Origin of the sequence: Shewanella sp. HN-41, assembly GCF_000217915.1 — a bacterium.
Classification (GTDB): domain Bacteria; phylum Pseudomonadota; class Gammaproteobacteria; order Enterobacterales; family Shewanellaceae; genus Shewanella.
Genome location: NZ_AFOZ01000023.1, coordinates 24,287 through 42,688, shown reverse-complemented (window position 1 = coordinate 42,688; position 18,402 = coordinate 24,287). Strand labels below are relative to the sequence as shown.

Here is an 18,402-nt window from a genome sequence, read left to right as displayed (position 1 = left end):
TCAAAGATGTATTTGCTGATGGCAGAAAATTCCGCTGTGAAGTCGCCTTTTAAACCCTTGGCATTTCACTTCCGATGGTGCTAGGCAATACAGAGGCGTTTTACATCACAATTTTTGAATGAATGGGGCTAATCGTGAGTGATAATTTAGCTATCGCTCACAAAATGCATAGACAAACATGGGCTTTTATCACTAGGTTGATAATAATGTCATCATACCAACTAGGAGAGTGAATGATGAACACCGAACTTAAAATGGCGTTAGGTACCACACTTGTAATTGCTTTATTTTTCAGTGCGTTCTTTGTCTCTATCTTTTAATCTATTTTTATTGTCGCCCCTTGGCTAAGTCTGACCTAGGGCGTCGTTGTCATTGTGGAGATGAGTCTCCTCAATTGACTATCCCAAACAAAAAGCCGCAGCAGCGGCTTTTTGCTTATTTATCCTCCCCATCTTCCCCGCAGATCGCGCTTTGGGCTCGTTTCCCCTCGGGCGGCATTGCCATTCCCTTAATCTTAGTGGCAGCAGCATCCCTTATAGAGGAGAGGGTAGAAAGGGGAAACTGGATAGTAAAAATTAGTTTGATTTTTAACTAATTTGATATTCATATATTTTGATTTTCAAACTATAATCCGGTTGAGAGTCTACCATCAGGTATCCAATTTTGTGCCGTGTAGGGAGAAATATAATGAAATCAAAGCACGCTAGACAAGAACCCACAGATAACTCAGGTCTTGGGCACTCGATTGCCCAGTGGCAACATGGCCATGTTTTTTCGAACCCAAATACAGAGGGTGAAAAAAATACCCGTTATGTACTTTATCTGACAGTGATCACTATGGTGGCCGAGATTGTTGCTGGGACCCTGTATGGGTCAATGGCACTCCTTGCCGATGGTTGGCATATGGGAACACATGCGGCCGCTTTTATGATCACACTCTTTGCTTATTCCTATGCCCGTAAACATGCTAACGACCCTGCATTTGCCTTTGGTACGGGCAAGGTGAGTGTGCTCGGCGGTTACACCAGTGCGATAGCCTTGGGATTGGTCGCCTTAGTGATGTTGATTGAATCGGGAATACGCTTGATTAATCCGGAGCAAATTCATTTTAACGAAGCGATTTTTGTGGCGGTCATTGGATTAAGTGTAAATGTGCTCAGTGTGTTTTTGCTCAAAGATCATCATACCCATGATCATGGGCATCAGCATGACCATGACCACCATGACCACCATGACCACGATGACCACGAAGACCACGAAGACCACGAAGACCACGAAGATCATGATCATCGCCATTGCTGTCAGCAAGATTCTTCCCATAATGCAGAGCATGAGCATGAGCATGAGCATGAGCATGAGCATGAGCATGAGCATGAGCATGAGCATGAGCATGAGCATGAGCATGAGCATGAGCATGAGCATGAACACTCTGCCCACAGTCATGGCGGGCATGATCACAACCTCCGCGCCGCTTATTTCCATGTCTTAGCCGATGCTTTAACTTCTGTGCTGGCGATTGCCGCACTACTCTTTGGTAAGTATATGGGATTGACTTGGCTCGACCCCGTTATGGGCATAGTGGGTGCCATCATTATTAGCCGTTGGTCCTGGGGGCTCATCCAGCAAACGAGTCCAATTCTCTTGGATGGTGGCGTGAAAGCCTCCCTGCAACGTCAGGTCAGAGAAACCATCGAAGCCGTGCCAGACCACCAAGTGGCCGACTTACATATTTGGCGAGTGAGTGCCGATCACCATGCTATTATGGTGTCAATCGTGTCTCACTCACCGAAAGAAGCCAGTTATTTTAATCAGTTGCTGGCTAAATTCCCTGAGTTATCCCATATCACCATAGAGCTGCATACTTGTCGCCAATGCGAGTGTGTCACTAAGAATGACAAACTAAGCATGACAAACTAAGGATGACAAATGACTGTTGAACAATTGCATGTAAGTGATCCGCATTTAACTTCGGCTCATTCGACCGATCAAGCGTTGAACCATGTGATCATTGAGTTTTACGAAAAGCTGTCCTCTTGGGAACATGCCATTGTCCGTGATAAAGGTTTTAGTTTATCGCAGGTACACACGATAGAACTCCTCGGTGTACACGGATCGATGCGGATGAAGGAACTGGCCGATAAAATAGGTGTGACCACAGGCACACTGACAGTGCAAATTGATAAAATGGTCGAAGCGCAGTGGGTTGTTCGTCGCCCCCATGAAAGCGATCGACGTTCGATATTAGTGGAGCTCACCGAAAAAGGCCGAGCTTTGTTCCTCGAACATGATGCGCTGCATTTACAACTCACGACGGATTTGACCGCCAAAATGAACAGTGAGGAGCGCATAGTGCTACTCAATCTACTTTCCCGCATGAATAACGAATTTTAATCGATGCTCAAGCGCTCAGTCTGCGCCCCCCGTGGGCGCATTTTTATGGCACCTCATATCGCATCCCTTCATTCATTCTCAATTAATCATTCGTGATTACAATTGCTTATCTTTTGTTACATTATTATTGGATGAATAGTTGAACTGACTAACTATTAAGGTAATGTAATGGCAGAAATTGTGCTGGGTTTAGTTTAAAAAGGAATGAATCGAATACGCAAATGCACTAGATGGCCAGATGACGGCAGATAATCATTAAGCAACGGAACTAAATTCAATGGCGCTTGCCTACATATTACAGCAGTTACGATAATCATTGTCGGACATAAAATGTTTACACGTTGATGGTGCAACCGAGCAAGTCCCTATAGGTTGGGGAGCAAAAAACGGTCGAATTTTCAGAGGTTCGGCCGTTTTTTTAGCTTGTTGCTGACCCGTTAATTGCGGCCATAATCCATTTGAGCCATTGCGAGCAGCTTGGTACTATGGCACAAAAATGTAGTCATAAGATTACCTTAAGGTAAATCAGTTAGCTTCGGCTAACTATTAATTTGAGAGAGCGTTATCAGTGTTAGCGAGATTGAAAACTCTGTCGGTGAATCGATTCACTTTCATCACTGCATTATTTTACGTGTGTATTTTTAATATTTCCCTCTTCGAAGTCATTAAAAAAGGTATTGAAACACAGCCGGAAGTGGATCCAATTTTTATTGCGACCATGCCCTTGTTTCTAGCTTGTGCACTGAGTTTTGTATTCTCACTGTTTACGGTGAAGTACTTGATAAAACCGTTTTTTATCATACTCACTATGCTGTCATCGAGTGTGTCTTTCGCGGCTTTTCAATACAATGTCGTATTCGATTACGGCATGATAGAAAACACCTTTCAAACCAATAGCGCCGAAGCTTTGATGTATGTGAATTTCGCATCGATTGCCAATATGTTGCTAACGGGGATCTTACCCTCATACCTTATTTATAAGGCCGATATCCAGTACAAACCCTTTTTTAAGGAATTGCTCCATAAAATCTTGTTTATGGTGGCCATGCTTCTGGGGGTTGGACTCATTGCCTTCTTCTATTTTCAAGATTACGCCGCTTTTGGCCGCAATAATGACCAAATCAAACGTTATATAGTGCCAACCTATTTTATTGGCGCAGCGGCGAAATACATTAATGTGCACTATTTGCAAACACCCATTGAATATCAACAGCTTGGATTGGATGCCAACAATGTCAGTACCAATGCTAACGGTAAGCCTAATTTGCTGGTGCTGGTGGTGGGAGAGACGGCACGCTCAATGAACTACCAATATTATGGGTATCACAAGCCAACGAATATCTATACGCAGGACCAAGGGTTAATCGTGTTTAAAGACACTCATTCCTGTGGCACAGCAACCGCAGTGTCTCTGCCATGCATGTTCTCCCGCATGGGACGGGAAGATTATGATGCTCGTCGCGCCTACGCCCAGGATACGGCGATAGATGTGCTTAATCATGCAGGTATTAAAGTGCAATGGTTCGACAATGATTCGGGCTGTAAAGGTGTGTGCGATCAGGTCGAGAATATCACCATCGATTTGAATAGTGATCCTGAGCAGTGTTCGGGGCAATACTGTTTTGATCAGGTTCTGCTCAATAAACTGGATGAGGCTTTAGCGAAGGCGGAGAGTAAGGATACTGCCATCGTCCTGCATATTATCGGTAGCCATGGGCCGACTTACTTCCTGCGCTACCCCGCGCAGCATCGTAAATTTACCCCTGACTGTCAACGTAGTGATATTCAAAATTGCAGCGCCGAAGAGTTGATGAACACCTACGATAACACAATTTTATATACTGACTATATTATTAGCGAAGTAGTGAAAAAACTTAAAAATCAAGAAAATAAATTTGATACTGCCATGTTGTACCTGTCCGATCATGGCGAGTCTCTGGGCGAATCTGGCATGTACTTGCACGGTGCGCCTTACAGCATCGCACCGGAGGAGCAAACGAGTGTTCCAATGCTCGCTTGGTTGTCGGATGGATTTAACCAAGATAACCATTTGAATATGAGTTGTTTGGCCAAGGAAGCCGCTAAGGGTGGGTTCTCCCACGATAATCTGTTTGATAGCCTGCTAGGGTTAATGAATGTGAAGACACAAGTTTATCAAGGCGAGTTGGATATTTTTGCCCGTTGTCGAGCTTGACCCCTGTAATGCTTAATGGCGGTATTTCAAAGAGGATGGTGACATCCTCTTTGTCGTTTTTGCGCCTAATCATAATATTTGGTTATCCCCATATCCAAATGTCTGCAGTTGAGTTAACTTAGTTTATACAAAAACATAACAAATATATGGTTTGTGATTTATGTCATCTATTGCAGAGAATACTGAACTCGATGCTGCCGCGCAGATCCTGCGTTTAGCTGTGCCACAAATGTCTGCCCTCGATATCCCCGTCACTCCCGAAAATTATACTGTCTGGTATGAATATTTTTCTGGGATGAATCTCGACTTAAATCGCGCCATCGATGGCTTTATTGCCAATAATGTGTTGTTTACTAAGGAGGTCAACACTAGCCTCTATAAGAATTTTATCCAAGAAAAGTCTCCAGAAGTCATTGAAAACGTTCAGATTGAAACACAGATTTTGATCAACTCCCTGCTCAATAAAATCGTACAGTTGAATCAAGGCACCGCGGCCTTTTCGGGATCCTTGACCGAATTTGGCATTAAACTACAGTCAAGCCCAGATCTTCATACCCTAAATCAGTTAGTCGATGGTGTGATGGATGAGATGCAAAGCTTACTGCTCAATAACCAAAATATGGAGCAGAGCCTTAATGTGATGGGACAAGAAGTACAGAGCCTCAAGTCCGAGATGGAAAATTTAAGTCTTGCCGCGATGACGGACCAATTGACCTCTTTGCATAATCGCCGCGCCTATGAGTTTGCTATCCAAGACCATGTTCACTGTGCCAAGGAACAACATACCCGTTGCAGTTTACTATTGATTGATATTGATAAGTTTAAAATTTTCAATGATACCTATGGCCACCAAATTGGGGATAAGGTACTCGCCTATGTGGCGTTGGCCTTAAAACAATGCGTACGGGGAGATGATTTTGTGGCTCGCTATGGTGGCGAGGAGTTTGTTGTGCTTTTGCCTAACACTCATTTTCACGATGCGCTGCAAGTGGCTGAAACCTTAAGGGAGCGGATCTCTGAACGACGTTTAACCATAGGTAAAGATAAAAAATTATCTCTAGGTGCGATAACGGTTTCCATCGGTCTTGCGTCATTACAGGAGGGGGACGATGCCGAAACCTTATTTAGCCGTGCCGACAAGGCTCTCTATGAAGCCAAATCCGATGGTCGTAACTGCGTTAGAGGCTAACTCCCCTCTGTGTTAGTTGTTAGCGGCTAAGCCCCTAACTGGGTGGATTTTCCTTTAAGTCCATATGCATTTTGATTAAATGTTCTTCCATATCGAAACTCACTTTAAACCCTAAACTCTTTGCCAGACTGGCCATGTTACGATTCTCGAACATGGTAAAGCCTGTTAGCACTTGGGTGTCATTGGTTTGATAATATTTGATGAGTTTTTCAAGCAATAGCTTGCCTAAACCTATCCCTTGGTGATCACCGCGCACCGCCATGGCAAATTCGGCCTCGGTATTGTCGGGATCGATGGATGCACGCACCGCACCTAGTGTGATGTCATCTCCATCTGGCCCCTTAGCGGTGGCGATAAACGCCATCTCTCGGGCATAATCGATTTGGGTTAATACCGCCATTTCCTCATGGGTCATTTTCGAGCGCACCCCGAAATAACGTTTGTACCTGTCTTCATCGGAGAGTGAATTATCGAACGCTAAATGTTTAGGTTCATCTTCGGGCAAGATGGGCCGTAGCATTACCTTAAGACCATTTTTTAGCTCGGCGATTTCTTCCAATTCCTTCGGATAGGGCATGATCGCCAGACGTGATGAATTATCGGCGTTGGCATCATGCAGTCGTATATTCACATCGAGTAGGGTGATGTTCTCGCCCGCGGCCAGTACTGGATTTAAATCCAAAGTGGCAATTTCGGGGCAATCAATAATGATGTGGGATATTTGCGTTAGCATCACGCACAGGGCGTTCATATCTAAGCCCAGTGGTAAATGTCGATCCTTTAATTTGTGGGTCTTTAATGCCTGGATCACCATATAACGGGCCAGCGCCATATTTAGGGGCGGCAGGGCAACGGCGGCATCATTAGTGGGGTCCCATTCAGATCCGCCTTCACCTAAACATATTGCCGGTCCAAACACGGGGTCACTGATCACGGCAACGCGAATTTCCTGTGCACCTGCGGTTAGGGCCATTTTCTGCACTATCATGCCCTCGATAATCGCTTCGGGATTGGCCTGATGCACCCTTTGGGTAATAGCGTTTGCCGCGTGACGGATATCTTCAGCCGAGGTTAAATTGAGCATCACCCCGTGCACATCGGATTTATGTAAGATATTCGGTGATTGAACTTTAAGGGCTAAGGGATAACCCGCTTCGTTGGCAATAGCGACCGCTTCATCGGCATCTTTGACAAACCAAGTGTCTATAGTGTTAAGGCCGTAGGCCCGCAAAATGGGGCTGGCCTCATGGGTTTCCAACACTGTTTTACCTTTAGCCTGCGCCGCCTGCAGTAATTTACGGGCGGTGAGATTATCGGTAGGAATATTGTCTGGGATAGATTGCGGCACTTCCTGCAGTAATTTTTGATTGCGGCGATATTCCACCATATGCATAAAGGCGCCAACGGCCCCTTCGGGAGTGCGGTAAGTGGAGATACCGCCTTTAGTAAAGCGTTTTCTAGCCTGATAGGCAGAGTCTTCACCACTCCAATTGGTTAAAATATTGAGGCGATTCTTTTTGGGATGGGCATGGATCACTTTTATCAGCGCGTCGGCAATCTCCACACTTTCCCCTAATGCGGAGGGGGAATGCAGCACGAGAATCGCATCCAGCTCATCGCAATCCATTAGAATTGTAAGTGCTTTGGTATAACGAGTTGCATCGGCATCACCTATGATATCGACGGGATTTTGCCGAGACCAGGTATTGGGCAACACAGCGTCCAATTGAGATATAGTGTTTTCGGATAATTCCGCCAGTTTGCCACCCCGTAGGATCAGTTCATCCACGGCCAATACTGCTGGGCCACCGCCATTACTGATAATACCCAACCGTTCCCCTTGCAGGGGATTGGAATGGGCGAGACTTTCCACCGCGGCAAAGAGTTCAATCAAATCGTTAACGCGCAGCATCCCCGCACGGCGGAATGCGGCTTCATACACGGCATCATTACCGCCAACGCCACCCGTATGTAATTTTGCGGCGCGGGCACCTTCGGCGCTACGACCCGATTTGATCACTAAGATGGGCTTATTACGGGAAGCGGCGCGGGCCGCCGAGAGAAAATGGCGCTTTTCATTTACAGAGTCGATATACAGCATAATGGCACTCGTACGGCTGTCGCGGCCAAGGTAATCGAGCAGCTCATCGAAATTGATATCGGTGGCGTCACCTAAGGAGATAAAAGACGAAAAGCCAATGCCTTTGTTATTGGCCCAGTCTAATACAGTGGTGCAAATGGCGGCAGACTGGGACACAAAGGCAATTTTGCCGGACAGGGCGCTGGCATGGGCTAAGCTGGCATTTAATCCCAGTGGTGGCAACAACATCCCCAAACTGTTCGGCCCCAGAATGCGCATGCCGTAACGCTTAGCGTTTTGCATAGTCAGGTCGAGCAGACTCACACCCTCTTCATTGAATTCCTGCGCCATACCCGAGGCCATAATAATGGCGACTTTACAGCCAAATTGGGCTAGGGTCTCAACTATGGTCGGGACTCGGCTGGCGCGGGTACAGATAACCGCCAAATCGGGTTTAATGGGTAAGGCTTCGATATTGGGATAGGCGAGCACCCCCATCACAGCGCGGTACTTAGGAGTGACAGGCATGATAGGTCCCGAAAAACCGCTGGAGAGCAGGTTTTTCATCAACACATTTCCGGCGCGTTTCTCGGTGTTTGAGGCGCCGATAATGGCAACGGAAGTCGGTTTAAATAAGGAGTTTAACGTACGTTGACTCATAAGCGATCCCATCCCAATCAATGACCTTGCCAGTGTAACCTAGGGTTTGATGGCTGCACAGTTAAGTTTATGTATCCGCAGGACAAGTTTGTGAATAAATGACTAAAATGAGTTTGCTAGGTTTGCTGCCTTTGTCGAGCTAGTTAAAATTTATCCTGAGCAGCTTATTTTTGAATAATAAAGGAAGCTACATAAAAATTTTTTTCGCTAATTGTTTGAAAACCCTTGAATGTGAAACTACTTTATAATCACTGTTCAATAATTGTGAAGCCTCTATGACATACAAGGATGGCGCCGTAGCAGTCTTGGCCGTAGGACTAGGGTACCTGTTTGGTTCAATAACAATCTGGGTTATGAGCCCGATAATAGCCGTTGCACTCATGTTGTTTTGGCAGATTTACTTAGAAAAACAAGCAGCACTTCATCAACATTGCGATGACAAAGTCGATAAACAACAGCACTGTGTCGATTGGCAAACCCATGTGAATCTCTATCAAGAGACTATATCTACACTCGTCGACTGTGAGACTAACATTAACAATGTTCTTGCTGTTCAAGGGGATGCAGTTAGTTTGTTGGGCGATTCCTTCGATGGATTAGGCCGATTGATGACGGAACAAACGGGGTTTATTTCCGATCTTGTTAGGAGTGCCGACGATGCAGAAATATTCCATTCTGAGCAAATGAAGCAATTTGCCAATAACACTTCACAGACATTAGAGCGCTTTATCCAATCCACCATTGAGATGTCTGCATCGACAATGGAATTGTTAGAAAAAGTCAACCTCATTTATGAGTCCATGCCCCAGGCGATGAAAGCCCTGCAGGATATAGATCAAATCTCCTCACAAACCAATTTACTTGCCCTTAATGCGGCCATTGAAGCTGCCCGTGCGGGTGATGCAGGGCGCGGTTTTGCGGTGGTTGCCGATGAGGTTCGCGCACTTTCTAACCGCAGTGCAGGATTTAGCGAAAGTATCCAAAAACAGCTCAAGTCGATTCAAAAACAGATAGAGCAGCTTACACAGCATGTGAGTAAAGTTGCAGCACAGGATATGACTTATATCATTGATGCAAAAAAGGATATTGATACAGCACTGAGGCAGATTATCGTCAAAGCAGAAAGGGATTCTAAAGTGATTGAACGCATAGACTCGTCAGCCCATGAATTGGAACGGGCAATATCCGATACCATTAGGGGGCTGCAATTTAGCGATATCACCTCCCAAAGCCTAAGTTACACCAATCAGTCATTACACCATTTAAAAGCGTCTCTCTTGCAGATCACAACATTATCACGTGAAGAATTTGGTGTTGAAGGGACTGCAATCACAACAAAAATGAGTCAGAACCGTAAAGAAACACATAATCCGGTTTCTAGAAATGAAATGACAAGTGGCGAAGTTGAGCTCTTTTAATTGGGTATATTGTTATGTCAAACATTCATATTATCGCCTTACCAGAACGTTTCGATTTTTACTACCACAGAGCTTTTACGAGTGATTATCAAGCGATCCTAAAAGCAACAGACGTTAACCACGTTATTTTGGATTTTAGTAGAGTGTTATACCTTGATAGTTCTGCCTTAGGTATGATGGTGCTGTTATATCGCAAAGCACACGAATTAGGTCTTTCCACTTCAATCAAAGGTGCCCACGGTCAGGCAGAGGAAATATTAAAAGTGGCTAATATGCAGAAGCTGTACATTATAGAGTCGTATTAGTTATGTTTGAGCGACCAGCGACGCAGCATTTTATTTTAGTTGTCGATGATGATCCTGTCGCAAGCCAGTCTATTAGTAATTTTATTCATGGAAAAGGTTATAACGTTATCGTATGTAATAACCTTGAAGAAGCCTTTTTTGAGCTTTCACAGAATGAAGTCGATCTTATTTTGGCTAATTATCTGCAAACTGACGGTACTGCACTCATGTTATTAGCACATTTGGAAAAGGCTGAAAAAGAAATACCCGTCATTGTCATTAATGAAAAGAAAGAATCACAAGCCATTTTGGATTGCTTTAAAATGGGCGTGCTCGATTTTGTCATTAAACCGATCAATGTCGAACTCTTTTGGTATAAAGCAGAATGTTTGCTCAGCAGGGTACAATTACAAGATAAAGTAAAACAACAAAGGGTTGAGCTAGAAGAAATGCTGTATGAAAAGGCGAGGGAGGAGCAAATGGCTCGCCATCTCTTTGAGCATTTAGTCAATATAGATAATGTTAACTTTGATTTTATTCGTACATTTTGCCAGGCCAGTGCCAATTTTAGTGGAGATATCATTTTAAATGGCATTTCACCTAATGGTAATTTGTTTCTGATGCTAGCCGACTCGACGGGCCATGGGCTGAGTGCCGCCATGCCAATAATGCGTGTTGCAAGTACATTTAGAGCTATGGTTTCAAAGGATTTTTCATTGGTAGCTTTGCTTAGCGAATTAAATGAAAAAGTGTATAGAGAAAATCCAGGAGATCGTTTTATCGCTTGTATTATATTGGAGGCCGATTTTCATCGAAAAAAGCTTTATATATGGAATGGGGGTATGCCTCCGGTATATATGCAGGGCCATTGCAATGATGCATCATCCCCGCAAGCAGAATGTAATGACAGGTTTCATTCAACTAATATGGCATTAGGTATACTGCCACCATATACGTTTATTGCCGATATTTTTACCATCGATTTTCCCGAACAGGGTTATGCCTGCTTATTTAGTGACGGACTAATTGATCAGCACACCATATATGGCACCCCTTTTGGAATAACACACTTGAGATCTTTATTTAAAGAGCATGAAGGTGAGTTAACTCAATTTTTAAAGGATAACTTAAATCAATATTTTTCTGATCAGAATATTGCTGATGATATTACCGTCTGCACCCTAGATTTTAAGATGCTTAATGCATGGCACCATAGACGAGATCTTAGCCTGCTTAAGTCAAGTCTAGATGGAGAATTTTCTTGGGATGTTAAAATTTCTGGTCCTATGTTATTGAAGGCTGATTATCTAAGCACACTTAATCAATTTTTAAGCACATTTGGATTTGCAACTAATTTCTGTCAAAAAGCATTTACTGTAGTTGCTGAGTTATTTAATAACGCATTAGACCATGGTGTACTAAAATTAGACTCGAGATTGAAAAATGATCCCGACGGTTTCGAGTTATACCATAGTATTCGAGAAAGCAACTCAGAACGTCTCACCGCAGAGGACTGGGTCAAAGTTAATATCACTTGGTGTTCAACAAAGGAATTGCACATTTGTGTCGCCGATAGTGGAACAGGATTTAAGGAGCAAGAAGCAAGTTCAGATTACCCTGAATTATCAGGTAGAGGCCTCTCACTGGTGAAAGCATTATGTAAAGATTACGAGCTAATATCACCGGGTAATATAACTAAAGTCATAATGGAATAGCGCATGAGTAAGAAAATATTGATAGTGGATGACTCCACAGCCATCAGGCAGATGGTTGAAGCCACATTGAAATCGGCAAACTACCAAGTGGTATTAGCAAAGGATGGCCGAGAAGCCTTGGATTTATGCGGTGGACAGAGGTTTGATTTTATTTTAACCGATCAAAATATGCCCCGTATGGATGGATTAACCTTGATCAAATCCCTGCGGGGGATGTCAGCATTTATGCGCACACCTATCATAATGCTGACGACTGAAGCTGGGGACGATATGAAGGCCCAAGGTAAAGCGGCTGGTGCAACGGGATGGATGGTAAAACCCTTTGATCCTCAAAAGTTATTAGCGATTACAGCTAAAGTGCTGGGATAACTACACCGGGGTATATTATGTCCATCAATATGGTCGAGTTCCATCAGGTTTTTTTGAGGAAAGTCATGAACATCTTGAAAATATGGAGCAATTGCTACTGGCATTGGACCTAAATACCCCAGATCCCGAGGAGCTAAATACGATTTTTCGTGCTGCCCACTCTATCAAAGGAGGCAGTGGTATTTTTGGTTTTACCGCGCTGACCAGCGTAACCCATGTGATGGAAAATCTGCTCGATAGAACACGTAAGGGCACCTTTGAACTCTCATCGGCCATCATTGATTTACTTCTGCGTACAGTTGATACCCTTTCACATATCTTAAGTCTTTACCGTGAAGAAGAGCCAATAGACTGGCAAGAGGTTGAATTTGCTAAAAATCAATTAATTGCCGCCCTAAATGGCGAACCTTTTGAGACTAATGCAAAGGCGAAAGATAAGACGACAGTTGCAACGCCGAAGGTCGAAACCCCCATAACCGAAGGGGCAAATTCTCGATCGGCGAGCCCAGCCCATGATGAAGATCTCGGATTTGGTTTTTTTGAGGATGATGCTGAACTGGCCTTCACGACTGAAGGTGAACATTTTGGCTTTTTTGATGAGGCGTATACCGCAGCAGAGATCCGTGCGGATGATATTGACCCCAAAGCGCCTGCAATCGCAGTTCCCACGGGGGAAACGGCGTCAGATAACTTAGCTGATGGCTTAGATGATGAATTAGGTTTTGGCTTTTTTGAGACGTTAACTTCTGCACAGTTAGATCAAGACATCATTACCACAGGCACAATAGACCCCGATTTGGTTTCTAGCGCTAAGGCTGACAAGCTTGGTCAGCAACCTAATGAGCACCAGGCCGCGGCTATTCAAACCGCCTCCAAACGGGACGAGTCACATAAGTTAACTCAAGCAGTATCTCGACAGCCCAGAGTCAACTCAGAGCCTGTGGCTAAATCTGCAACCAAAAAATCAACCATACCAGCACAGGATGCCACCCTAAGGGTCGAGACCTCTAAAATTGATACTTTAGTCAATCTGGCGGGTGAGCTGGTGATCACCCAGTCCATGTTAACGCTTATTGGCAATGAACTTGGCGGGGAGTTAGGTGAGAGGCTTAAAACGGCACTCAATGAATTGGAACGTAACACCCGTGAGATGCAAGAGGCAGTAATGTCGGTGCGCATGTTGCCAGTCTCCTTCGTGTTTAACCGTTTCCATCGATTGGTCAGGGACTTATCCGAGCAACTGGGCAAGAATGTCAATCTAGTTATCGAGGGCGGAAACACTGAGATAGATAAGGGCATGATTGAGAAATTGGTCGACCCTTTGACCCATTTAGTGCGCAACAGCTTAGATCATGGCATTGAAAACCCTGAAAAAAGGCGCGCAGCAGGTAAATCAGAAATCGGTGAGTTATCCCTAAAAGCGAGCCAAAGGGGCGGCAGCATAGTGATCGCTGTGCATGACGATGGCGCGGGGCTCAATCGAGAACGGATCCTCCAAAAGGCCCGTGAAAACGGCATACAGGTTGCCGATAATGCCAGCGATAAACAAGTATGGCAGTTGATATTTGCCGCTGGATTTTCCACCGCACTGGAAGTGACCGATGTCTCTGGCCGCGGGGTGGGAATGGATGTAGTACGTAAAAATATCGAAGCCCTTGGAGGTCGCATCGATATCGACTCGGTCGCGGGTCAGGGGGCAAGCTTCGAAATTCAACTACCGCTGACCCTAGCCATTGTCGATGGTATGAGTGTTTCTGTGGGACATCAAATCTATATTCTGCCCTTAGTCCATATCATCGAATCGATTCAACCCCAAATAGAACAGCTTAAATTCCTTTCTAAAGAACGGCTTATCAAGGTGCGGGAAGAATATTTACCTTTACTGAATCTCTACCAACTGATGGAAATAGAGCCCCATGCCCATACGCCAGAACAGGGCATAGTCGTATTACTCGAGAGCAACAATAAACGCTTTGGTTTGTGTGTCGATGCGTTAGTCGGGCAGCAGCAGGTAGTGATAAAGAGCCTTGAAAAACATTACCGCAGAATTCCTGGTGTATCGGGGGCGACGATTATGGGCGATGGCAGCGTGGCCCTAATCCTCGATGTCGAATCACTCGCACTGCATATTAAAAATTAACAGAGGACGTGGTAATGGAGAGTCGTTCAAATATCGCAACAAAGGGTGAGTATAACGCCCACGATGAAGTCGAATTTTTAAGTTTTGTCTTGGGTGAGGAACATTATGCCCTCGATATCATGTCGGTAAAGGAAATCCGTGGTTATGAGGCTGTGACTAAGATTGCCAACGCACCTAGTTTTATCAAAGGGGTATTAAACCTCAGAGGCGATATTGTACCTATTGTGGATCTACGAATGAAATTTAACGTAGGTACAGTGACTTATGATGAGTTTACCATAGTCATTATGCTCAATGTCTGTGATCGCATTGTGGGGATAGTGGTCGATGCCGTGTCAGATGTCATTAAACTTTCCAGCGAGGAAATTTTACCCGCACCAGAATTTGGCGCTGCATTTGATAGCCGTTATCTCAAGGGATTGGCGACGGTGGAAGAAAAAATGGTCATTTTAGTAAATATACAGGCTCTGATCAGCAGTGATGAGCTAGGTCTAGTTGATGCAAATAATCTGTCTGATCAGGAGTAATTGTTATGGGAATTTTTAATCTATTTGGCAATGACGAGGCTCGCCAGCAAAAGGAAGATGAATTACAACGTTATTTCCAATTGTTAGATAACAGCGGCAATAGTTTTATGATTGCCGATAGCAACCGCAATATCATCTATGCCAATAAAGCCGTCATCACTATGTTATCCGAGGCCGAGGCGGATATTCGTAAAGAACTGCCACAGTTTTCGGTCGCTAAGGTGGTTGGCAGCAATATCGATATTTTCCATAAAAAATCCTGCCCACCAACGTAATCTGCTTGAACGATTAACCCAGTCACACACGGCGCAAATTACCATAGGCAAGCGGATATTTAAGCTGATCCTAACCCCCATCATTACCCGTGAAAATAAACACTTAGGCACAGGGGTCGAGTGGATTGATCTGACAGAAACGATTAGCGCAGAGCAAGTTACCCAGCGCACCTTAGAAGCACTTAACAATACCAGTACTAACGTGATGATCGCCGATGCTAACCGCATCATCATCTATATGAACCGTTCGGTAGAGGTGATGCTGCGTCAATCGGAAAATGAAATTAGGCAGGCGCTGCCGCATTTTTCCGTGGATAAAATTATTGGCAGTTCAATGGACATATTCCACCGTAACCCAGCCCACCAAGCGAATTTATTAGAAAAGTTAGATCGCAAATATGAATCCCTCATCAAGGTCGCCAGTTGTCATTTCCGCTTAACGGCGAGCCCCATAGTGTCCAAGACGGGCGAGCGCTTAGGCACTGTGGTCGAATGGCTCGATCGCACGGTTGAAGTACAAACCGAGCAGGAAATCGCCCGCATAGTGACCGCGGCGGCGGCGGGGGACTTCTCGCAGCGGGCAGAGACTCAGGGTAAACAAGGCTTCTTCCTTATGCTGGCCAATAGCCTAAATTCACTGATTGAAACCTCAGACCGTGGATTACAGGATGTTGCCCGGGTGTTGATGGCGTTGGCGGATGGCGATTTGACCACGCGCATTTATAACGACTATGAAGGCACCTTTAACGATTTGAAAAACTATTCAAATCAAACGGCTGAAAAACTCTCTTGCATGATAAGAGATATCCAAAAAGCGGCAGATACTATTAATACCGCCTCCTCGGAAATCGCCCAAGGTAACGCCGATCTGTCGAGCCGAACCGAAGAGCAGGCCTCAAGCCTAGAACAAACCTCCGCCAGTATGGAAGAGCTCACTGGCACAGTTAAACTTAACGCCGATAATGCCAGCCAAGCCAATGCGTTAGCCTCAAAAGCCGCCGATGTCGCCATTGACGGTGGAGAGCTAATTCAACAGGTCGTGCAAACGATGGCCTCAATCAACGAATCGGCGCGCAAAATTGCCGATATCATTGGGGTGATTGATGGTATTGCATTCCAAACCAATATCTTAGCGTTAAACGCTGCCGTTGAGGCTGCGAGAGCGGGTGAGCAAGGCCGCGGGTTTGCGGTTGTCGCATCCGAGGTGAGAAGCTTGGCGCAACGTTCTGCCAATGCTGCAAAGGATATTAAAGCCTTAATCTCTGATTCTGTAAGTAAAATTGAAAGCGGTAATAATCTCGTTGGCAAATCGGGTGACACTATGAAGGAAATCGTGGTCGCCATTAAACGAGTCAACGATATTATGACTGAAATTGCTTCGGCATCGAATGAACAGGCCGTTGGTATCGATGAGATAAGCAAAGCCGTTGTGCAAATGGATGAAATGACGCAACAAAATGCTGCATTAGTCGAAGAAGCTGCCGCTGCAGCCGAGAGTATGCAGTCACAGGCGCAGCAATTGGCCGACAGTGTTGCCAGCTTTAAGGTTGATGAGGAAAGTACGTCCCAGGTAAAACGGTCCCCAGCAGCATCGAAAAAGCTGGCGATTAAATCGACAGTGACCGCGCCCCGTATGCCCAGCAAAATTAAAATGCCAATATCTAAACTTAGCCAAGCGGATCAAGATGAGTGGGAAGATTTTTGATTGAGTGAATATGAACGCTTAGGGAAGGAATTTGTGTTTACGCCCGAACACTACCAAACCGCAAGGACCACGCTCTATCGTTTGGCGGGGATTAAGCTCGCGGACAGTAAGGATGCCATGGTTTATAGCCGATTAGTTAGGCGGTTGAGGGCGCTCAAGTTGTCAGGTTTTACCGCCTATTTTGAATATTTGCGGCAGTATCAAAGCGAGCATCAGGAGTTTATCAATGCGCTGACGACCAATCAGACCTCTTTTTTTAGGGAACCCCATCACTTTGAGATCCTGAGGCGTTTTTTGGTGGAACATCCTAATACTAAAAGGATTTGGTGCGCCGCAAGCAGCACAGGAGAGGAGCCTTACTCCATTGCTATGGTCGTGGCGGAACACTTTGGTCGCTTCAACACACCAGTCGATATCATTGCCTCGGACATTGATAGTGGCGTGCTTCAAAAGGCCGAAAAGGGAATTTACCCCATAGAGCGTATCGATACCGTCAGTGATGAGCGTAAAAAGTTGTTTTTCCAGCGAGGCCGCGGTGCACAACTTGGCAATGTTCGGGTTGTACCCGAATTAAGGCACATGTTGCGCTTTGCCCGAATTAACTTAGTCGATTCATTCTGGCCGCTCAACACCCCTATCGATGTGATTTTTTGCCGAAACGTGATGATCTACTTCGATAAGCCGACTCAGGAATGCATTTTAAAGCACATGATGCAATCACTTGCCGATGATGGGCTCTATATTGCGGGACACTCCGAAAACTTCAATATGTTCCCACAGATCATCACCGCCGCAGGCCAAACGACCTATAAACCGGCGAGAGGGAGTATGAGTGTCAAAACCTAACATTGAACATCCTGTCCTAGTGCCTAATCGGTATTTTGACCATCATTTCTCATGTGATGCGGTTAAAATATTGCCAGGAGAATATTACGCCACTCGTGAAAATACCATGATAGTCACAGTGTTAGGATCTTGCGTTTCGGTTTGCCTCTATGATCCCGTGCTTCATATTGGGGGTATGAATCATTTTCTATTACCAAACCAGAATGGCACAGGCACAGGCATTCTCACGGACACCGCCCGCTATGGGGTTTATGCCATGGAATTGCTGATCAATGAATTGCTTAAATTAGGCGCCCGGCGCCAGTCACTCGAGGCGAAAGTGTTTGGGGGAGGGAATATGTTAACGGGCATAACGGTGCATAATATTGGTGAGCGTAATGCTGAGTTTGTCCTCGAATATTTGAACATGGAGAATATTCCCGTGATTGCCGCCGACTTGCTCGATATTTATCCCCGAAAGGTGTATTTCTTCCCCGCGACTGGCTTAGTAAAAGTCAGAAAAATCAAAGTACTGCATAATAGTACAATCCTAGATAGGGAGAGTGAGTACCGTTTGCGGATCCGGAACCTACCCAGTGGTGGTGATGTTGAACTATTTGGTGAGTAGTG

The 18,402-nt window shown here is 45.0% G+C and carries 13 protein-coding genes and 1 pseudogene; 13 read left to right on the top strand and 1 reads right to left on the bottom strand.

Going from position 1 to position 18,402, the window contains the following annotated elements; translation table 11 throughout:
* The first annotated feature begins 687 nt into the window (after positions 1–687).
* The 4 genes from SOHN41_RS09035 (at position 688) to SOHN41_RS09020 (ending at position 5,774) form a co-directional block, all read left to right on the top strand.
* Positions 688–1,917 carry a cation diffusion facilitator family transporter gene (locus SOHN41_RS09035; protein WP_007648052.1) on the top strand — a complete coding sequence of 410 codons (1,230 nt, stop codon included), beginning with the start codon at positions 688–690 and terminating at the stop codon, positions 1,915–1,917.
* Between the two features lie 9 nt (positions 1,918–1,926).
* The gene (locus SOHN41_RS09030) at positions 1,927–2,391 is read left to right on the top strand and encodes a MarR family winged helix-turn-helix transcriptional regulator (protein ID WP_007648050.1); all 465 of its coding nucleotides are present in this window, start codon (positions 1,927–1,929) and stop codon (positions 2,389–2,391) included.
* Between the two features lie 568 nt (positions 2,392–2,959).
* Positions 2,960–4,585 (top strand): phosphoethanolamine transferase, encoded by a 1,626-nt coding sequence (locus tag SOHN41_RS09025; protein WP_007648048.1) that lies wholly within the window; start codon positions 2,960–2,962, stop codon positions 4,583–4,585.
* A 160-nt stretch (positions 4,586–4,745) separates the two neighbouring features.
* Entirely contained in the window at positions 4,746–5,774 is a 1,029-nt protein-coding gene (locus tag SOHN41_RS09020; protein ID WP_007648046.1) for a GGDEF domain-containing protein, read from the top strand.
* A gap of 34 nt (positions 5,775–5,808) precedes the next feature.
* Here the strand turns inward: SOHN41_RS09020 and SOHN41_RS09015 are convergent, their stop codons facing one another.
* Positions 5,809–8,514, bottom strand: coding sequence for an acetate--CoA ligase family protein (locus SOHN41_RS09015; RefSeq protein WP_007648044.1), 2,706 nt, complete (start codon positions 8,512–8,514; stop codon positions 5,809–5,811).
* A 275-nt stretch (positions 8,515–8,789) separates the two neighbouring features.
* Between SOHN41_RS09015 and SOHN41_RS09010 the strand changes: the two genes are divergently transcribed.
* From SOHN41_RS09010 to cheD, 9 genes and pseudogenes are all read left to right on the top strand, one after another.
* The gene (locus tag SOHN41_RS09010) at positions 8,790–9,932 is read left to right on the top strand and encodes a methyl-accepting chemotaxis protein (RefSeq protein WP_037458586.1); all 1,143 of its coding nucleotides are present in this window, start codon (positions 8,790–8,792) and stop codon (positions 9,930–9,932) included.
* A 14-nt stretch (positions 9,933–9,946) separates the two neighbouring features.
* On the top strand, positions 9,947–10,237 hold the full coding sequence (locus SOHN41_RS09005; RefSeq protein WP_007648040.1) for an STAS domain-containing protein: 291 nt from the start codon (positions 9,947–9,949) through the stop codon (positions 10,235–10,237).
* A 2-nt stretch (positions 10,238–10,239) separates the two neighbouring features.
* Positions 10,240–11,931 (top strand): fused response regulator/phosphatase, encoded by a 1,692-nt coding sequence (locus tag SOHN41_RS09000; RefSeq protein WP_007648038.1) that lies wholly within the window; start codon positions 10,240–10,242, stop codon positions 11,929–11,931.
* Positions 11,932–11,934: 3 nt separating this feature from the next.
* Positions 11,935–12,300 (top strand): response regulator, encoded by a 366-nt coding sequence (locus tag SOHN41_RS08995; protein WP_007648036.1) that lies wholly within the window; start codon positions 11,935–11,937, stop codon positions 12,298–12,300.
* A gap of 82 nt (positions 12,301–12,382) precedes the next feature.
* A complete protein-coding gene (locus SOHN41_RS08990; RefSeq protein ID WP_007648034.1) occupies positions 12,383–14,440 on the top strand; it encodes a chemotaxis protein CheA in 2,058 nt (685 codons plus the stop codon).
* Between the two features lie 14 nt (positions 14,441–14,454).
* Positions 14,455–14,967 carry a chemotaxis protein CheW gene (locus tag SOHN41_RS08985; RefSeq protein WP_007648032.1) on the top strand — a complete coding sequence of 171 codons (513 nt, stop codon included), beginning with the start codon at positions 14,455–14,457 and terminating at the stop codon, positions 14,965–14,967.
* Positions 14,968–14,972: 5 nt separating this feature from the next.
* Positions 14,973–16,947: pseudogene (locus tag SOHN41_RS08980) on the top strand (methyl-accepting chemotaxis protein).
* The gene (locus tag SOHN41_RS08975; RefSeq protein WP_007648011.1) at positions 16,948–17,793 is read left to right on the top strand and encodes a CheR family methyltransferase; all 846 of its coding nucleotides are present in this window, start codon (positions 16,948–16,950) and stop codon (positions 17,791–17,793) included.
* Positions 17,780–18,400 (top strand): chemoreceptor glutamine deamidase CheD, encoded by a 621-nt coding sequence (gene cheD, locus SOHN41_RS08970; protein WP_007648010.1) that lies wholly within the window; start codon positions 17,780–17,782, stop codon positions 18,398–18,400. The genes SOHN41_RS08975 and cheD overlap by 14 nt, the downstream gene beginning before the upstream one ends.
* Positions 18,401–18,402 lie beyond the last annotated feature (2 nt).

Coding starts and splice junctions, on each gene's coding strand:
- SOHN41_RS09035 (WP_007648052.1), top strand. CDS start 688: ATGAAATCAAAGCACGCTAGACAAGAACCCACAGATAACTCAGGTCTT.
- SOHN41_RS09030 (WP_007648050.1), top strand. CDS start 1,927: ATGACTGTTGAACAATTGCATGTAAGTGATCCGCATTTAACTTCGGCT.
- SOHN41_RS09020 (WP_007648046.1), top strand. CDS start 4,746: ATGTCATCTATTGCAGAGAATACTGAACTCGATGCTGCCGCGCAGATC.
- SOHN41_RS09015 (WP_007648044.1), bottom strand. CDS start 8,514: ATGAGTCAACGTACGTTAAACTCCTTATTTAAACCGACTTCCGTTGCC.
- SOHN41_RS09010 (WP_037458586.1), top strand. CDS start 8,790: ATGACATACAAGGATGGCGCCGTAGCAGTCTTGGCCGTAGGACTAGGG.
- SOHN41_RS09005 (WP_007648040.1), top strand. CDS start 9,947: ATGTCAAACATTCATATTATCGCCTTACCAGAACGTTTCGATTTTTAC.
- SOHN41_RS09000 (WP_007648038.1), top strand. CDS start 10,240: ATGTTTGAGCGACCAGCGACGCAGCATTTTATTTTAGTTGTCGATGAT.
- SOHN41_RS08995 (WP_007648036.1), top strand. CDS start 11,935: ATGAGTAAGAAAATATTGATAGTGGATGACTCCACAGCCATCAGGCAG.
- SOHN41_RS08990 (WP_007648034.1), top strand. CDS start 12,383: ATGGAGCAATTGCTACTGGCATTGGACCTAAATACCCCAGATCCCGAG.
- SOHN41_RS08985 (WP_007648032.1), top strand. CDS start 14,455: ATGGAGAGTCGTTCAAATATCGCAACAAAGGGTGAGTATAACGCCCAC.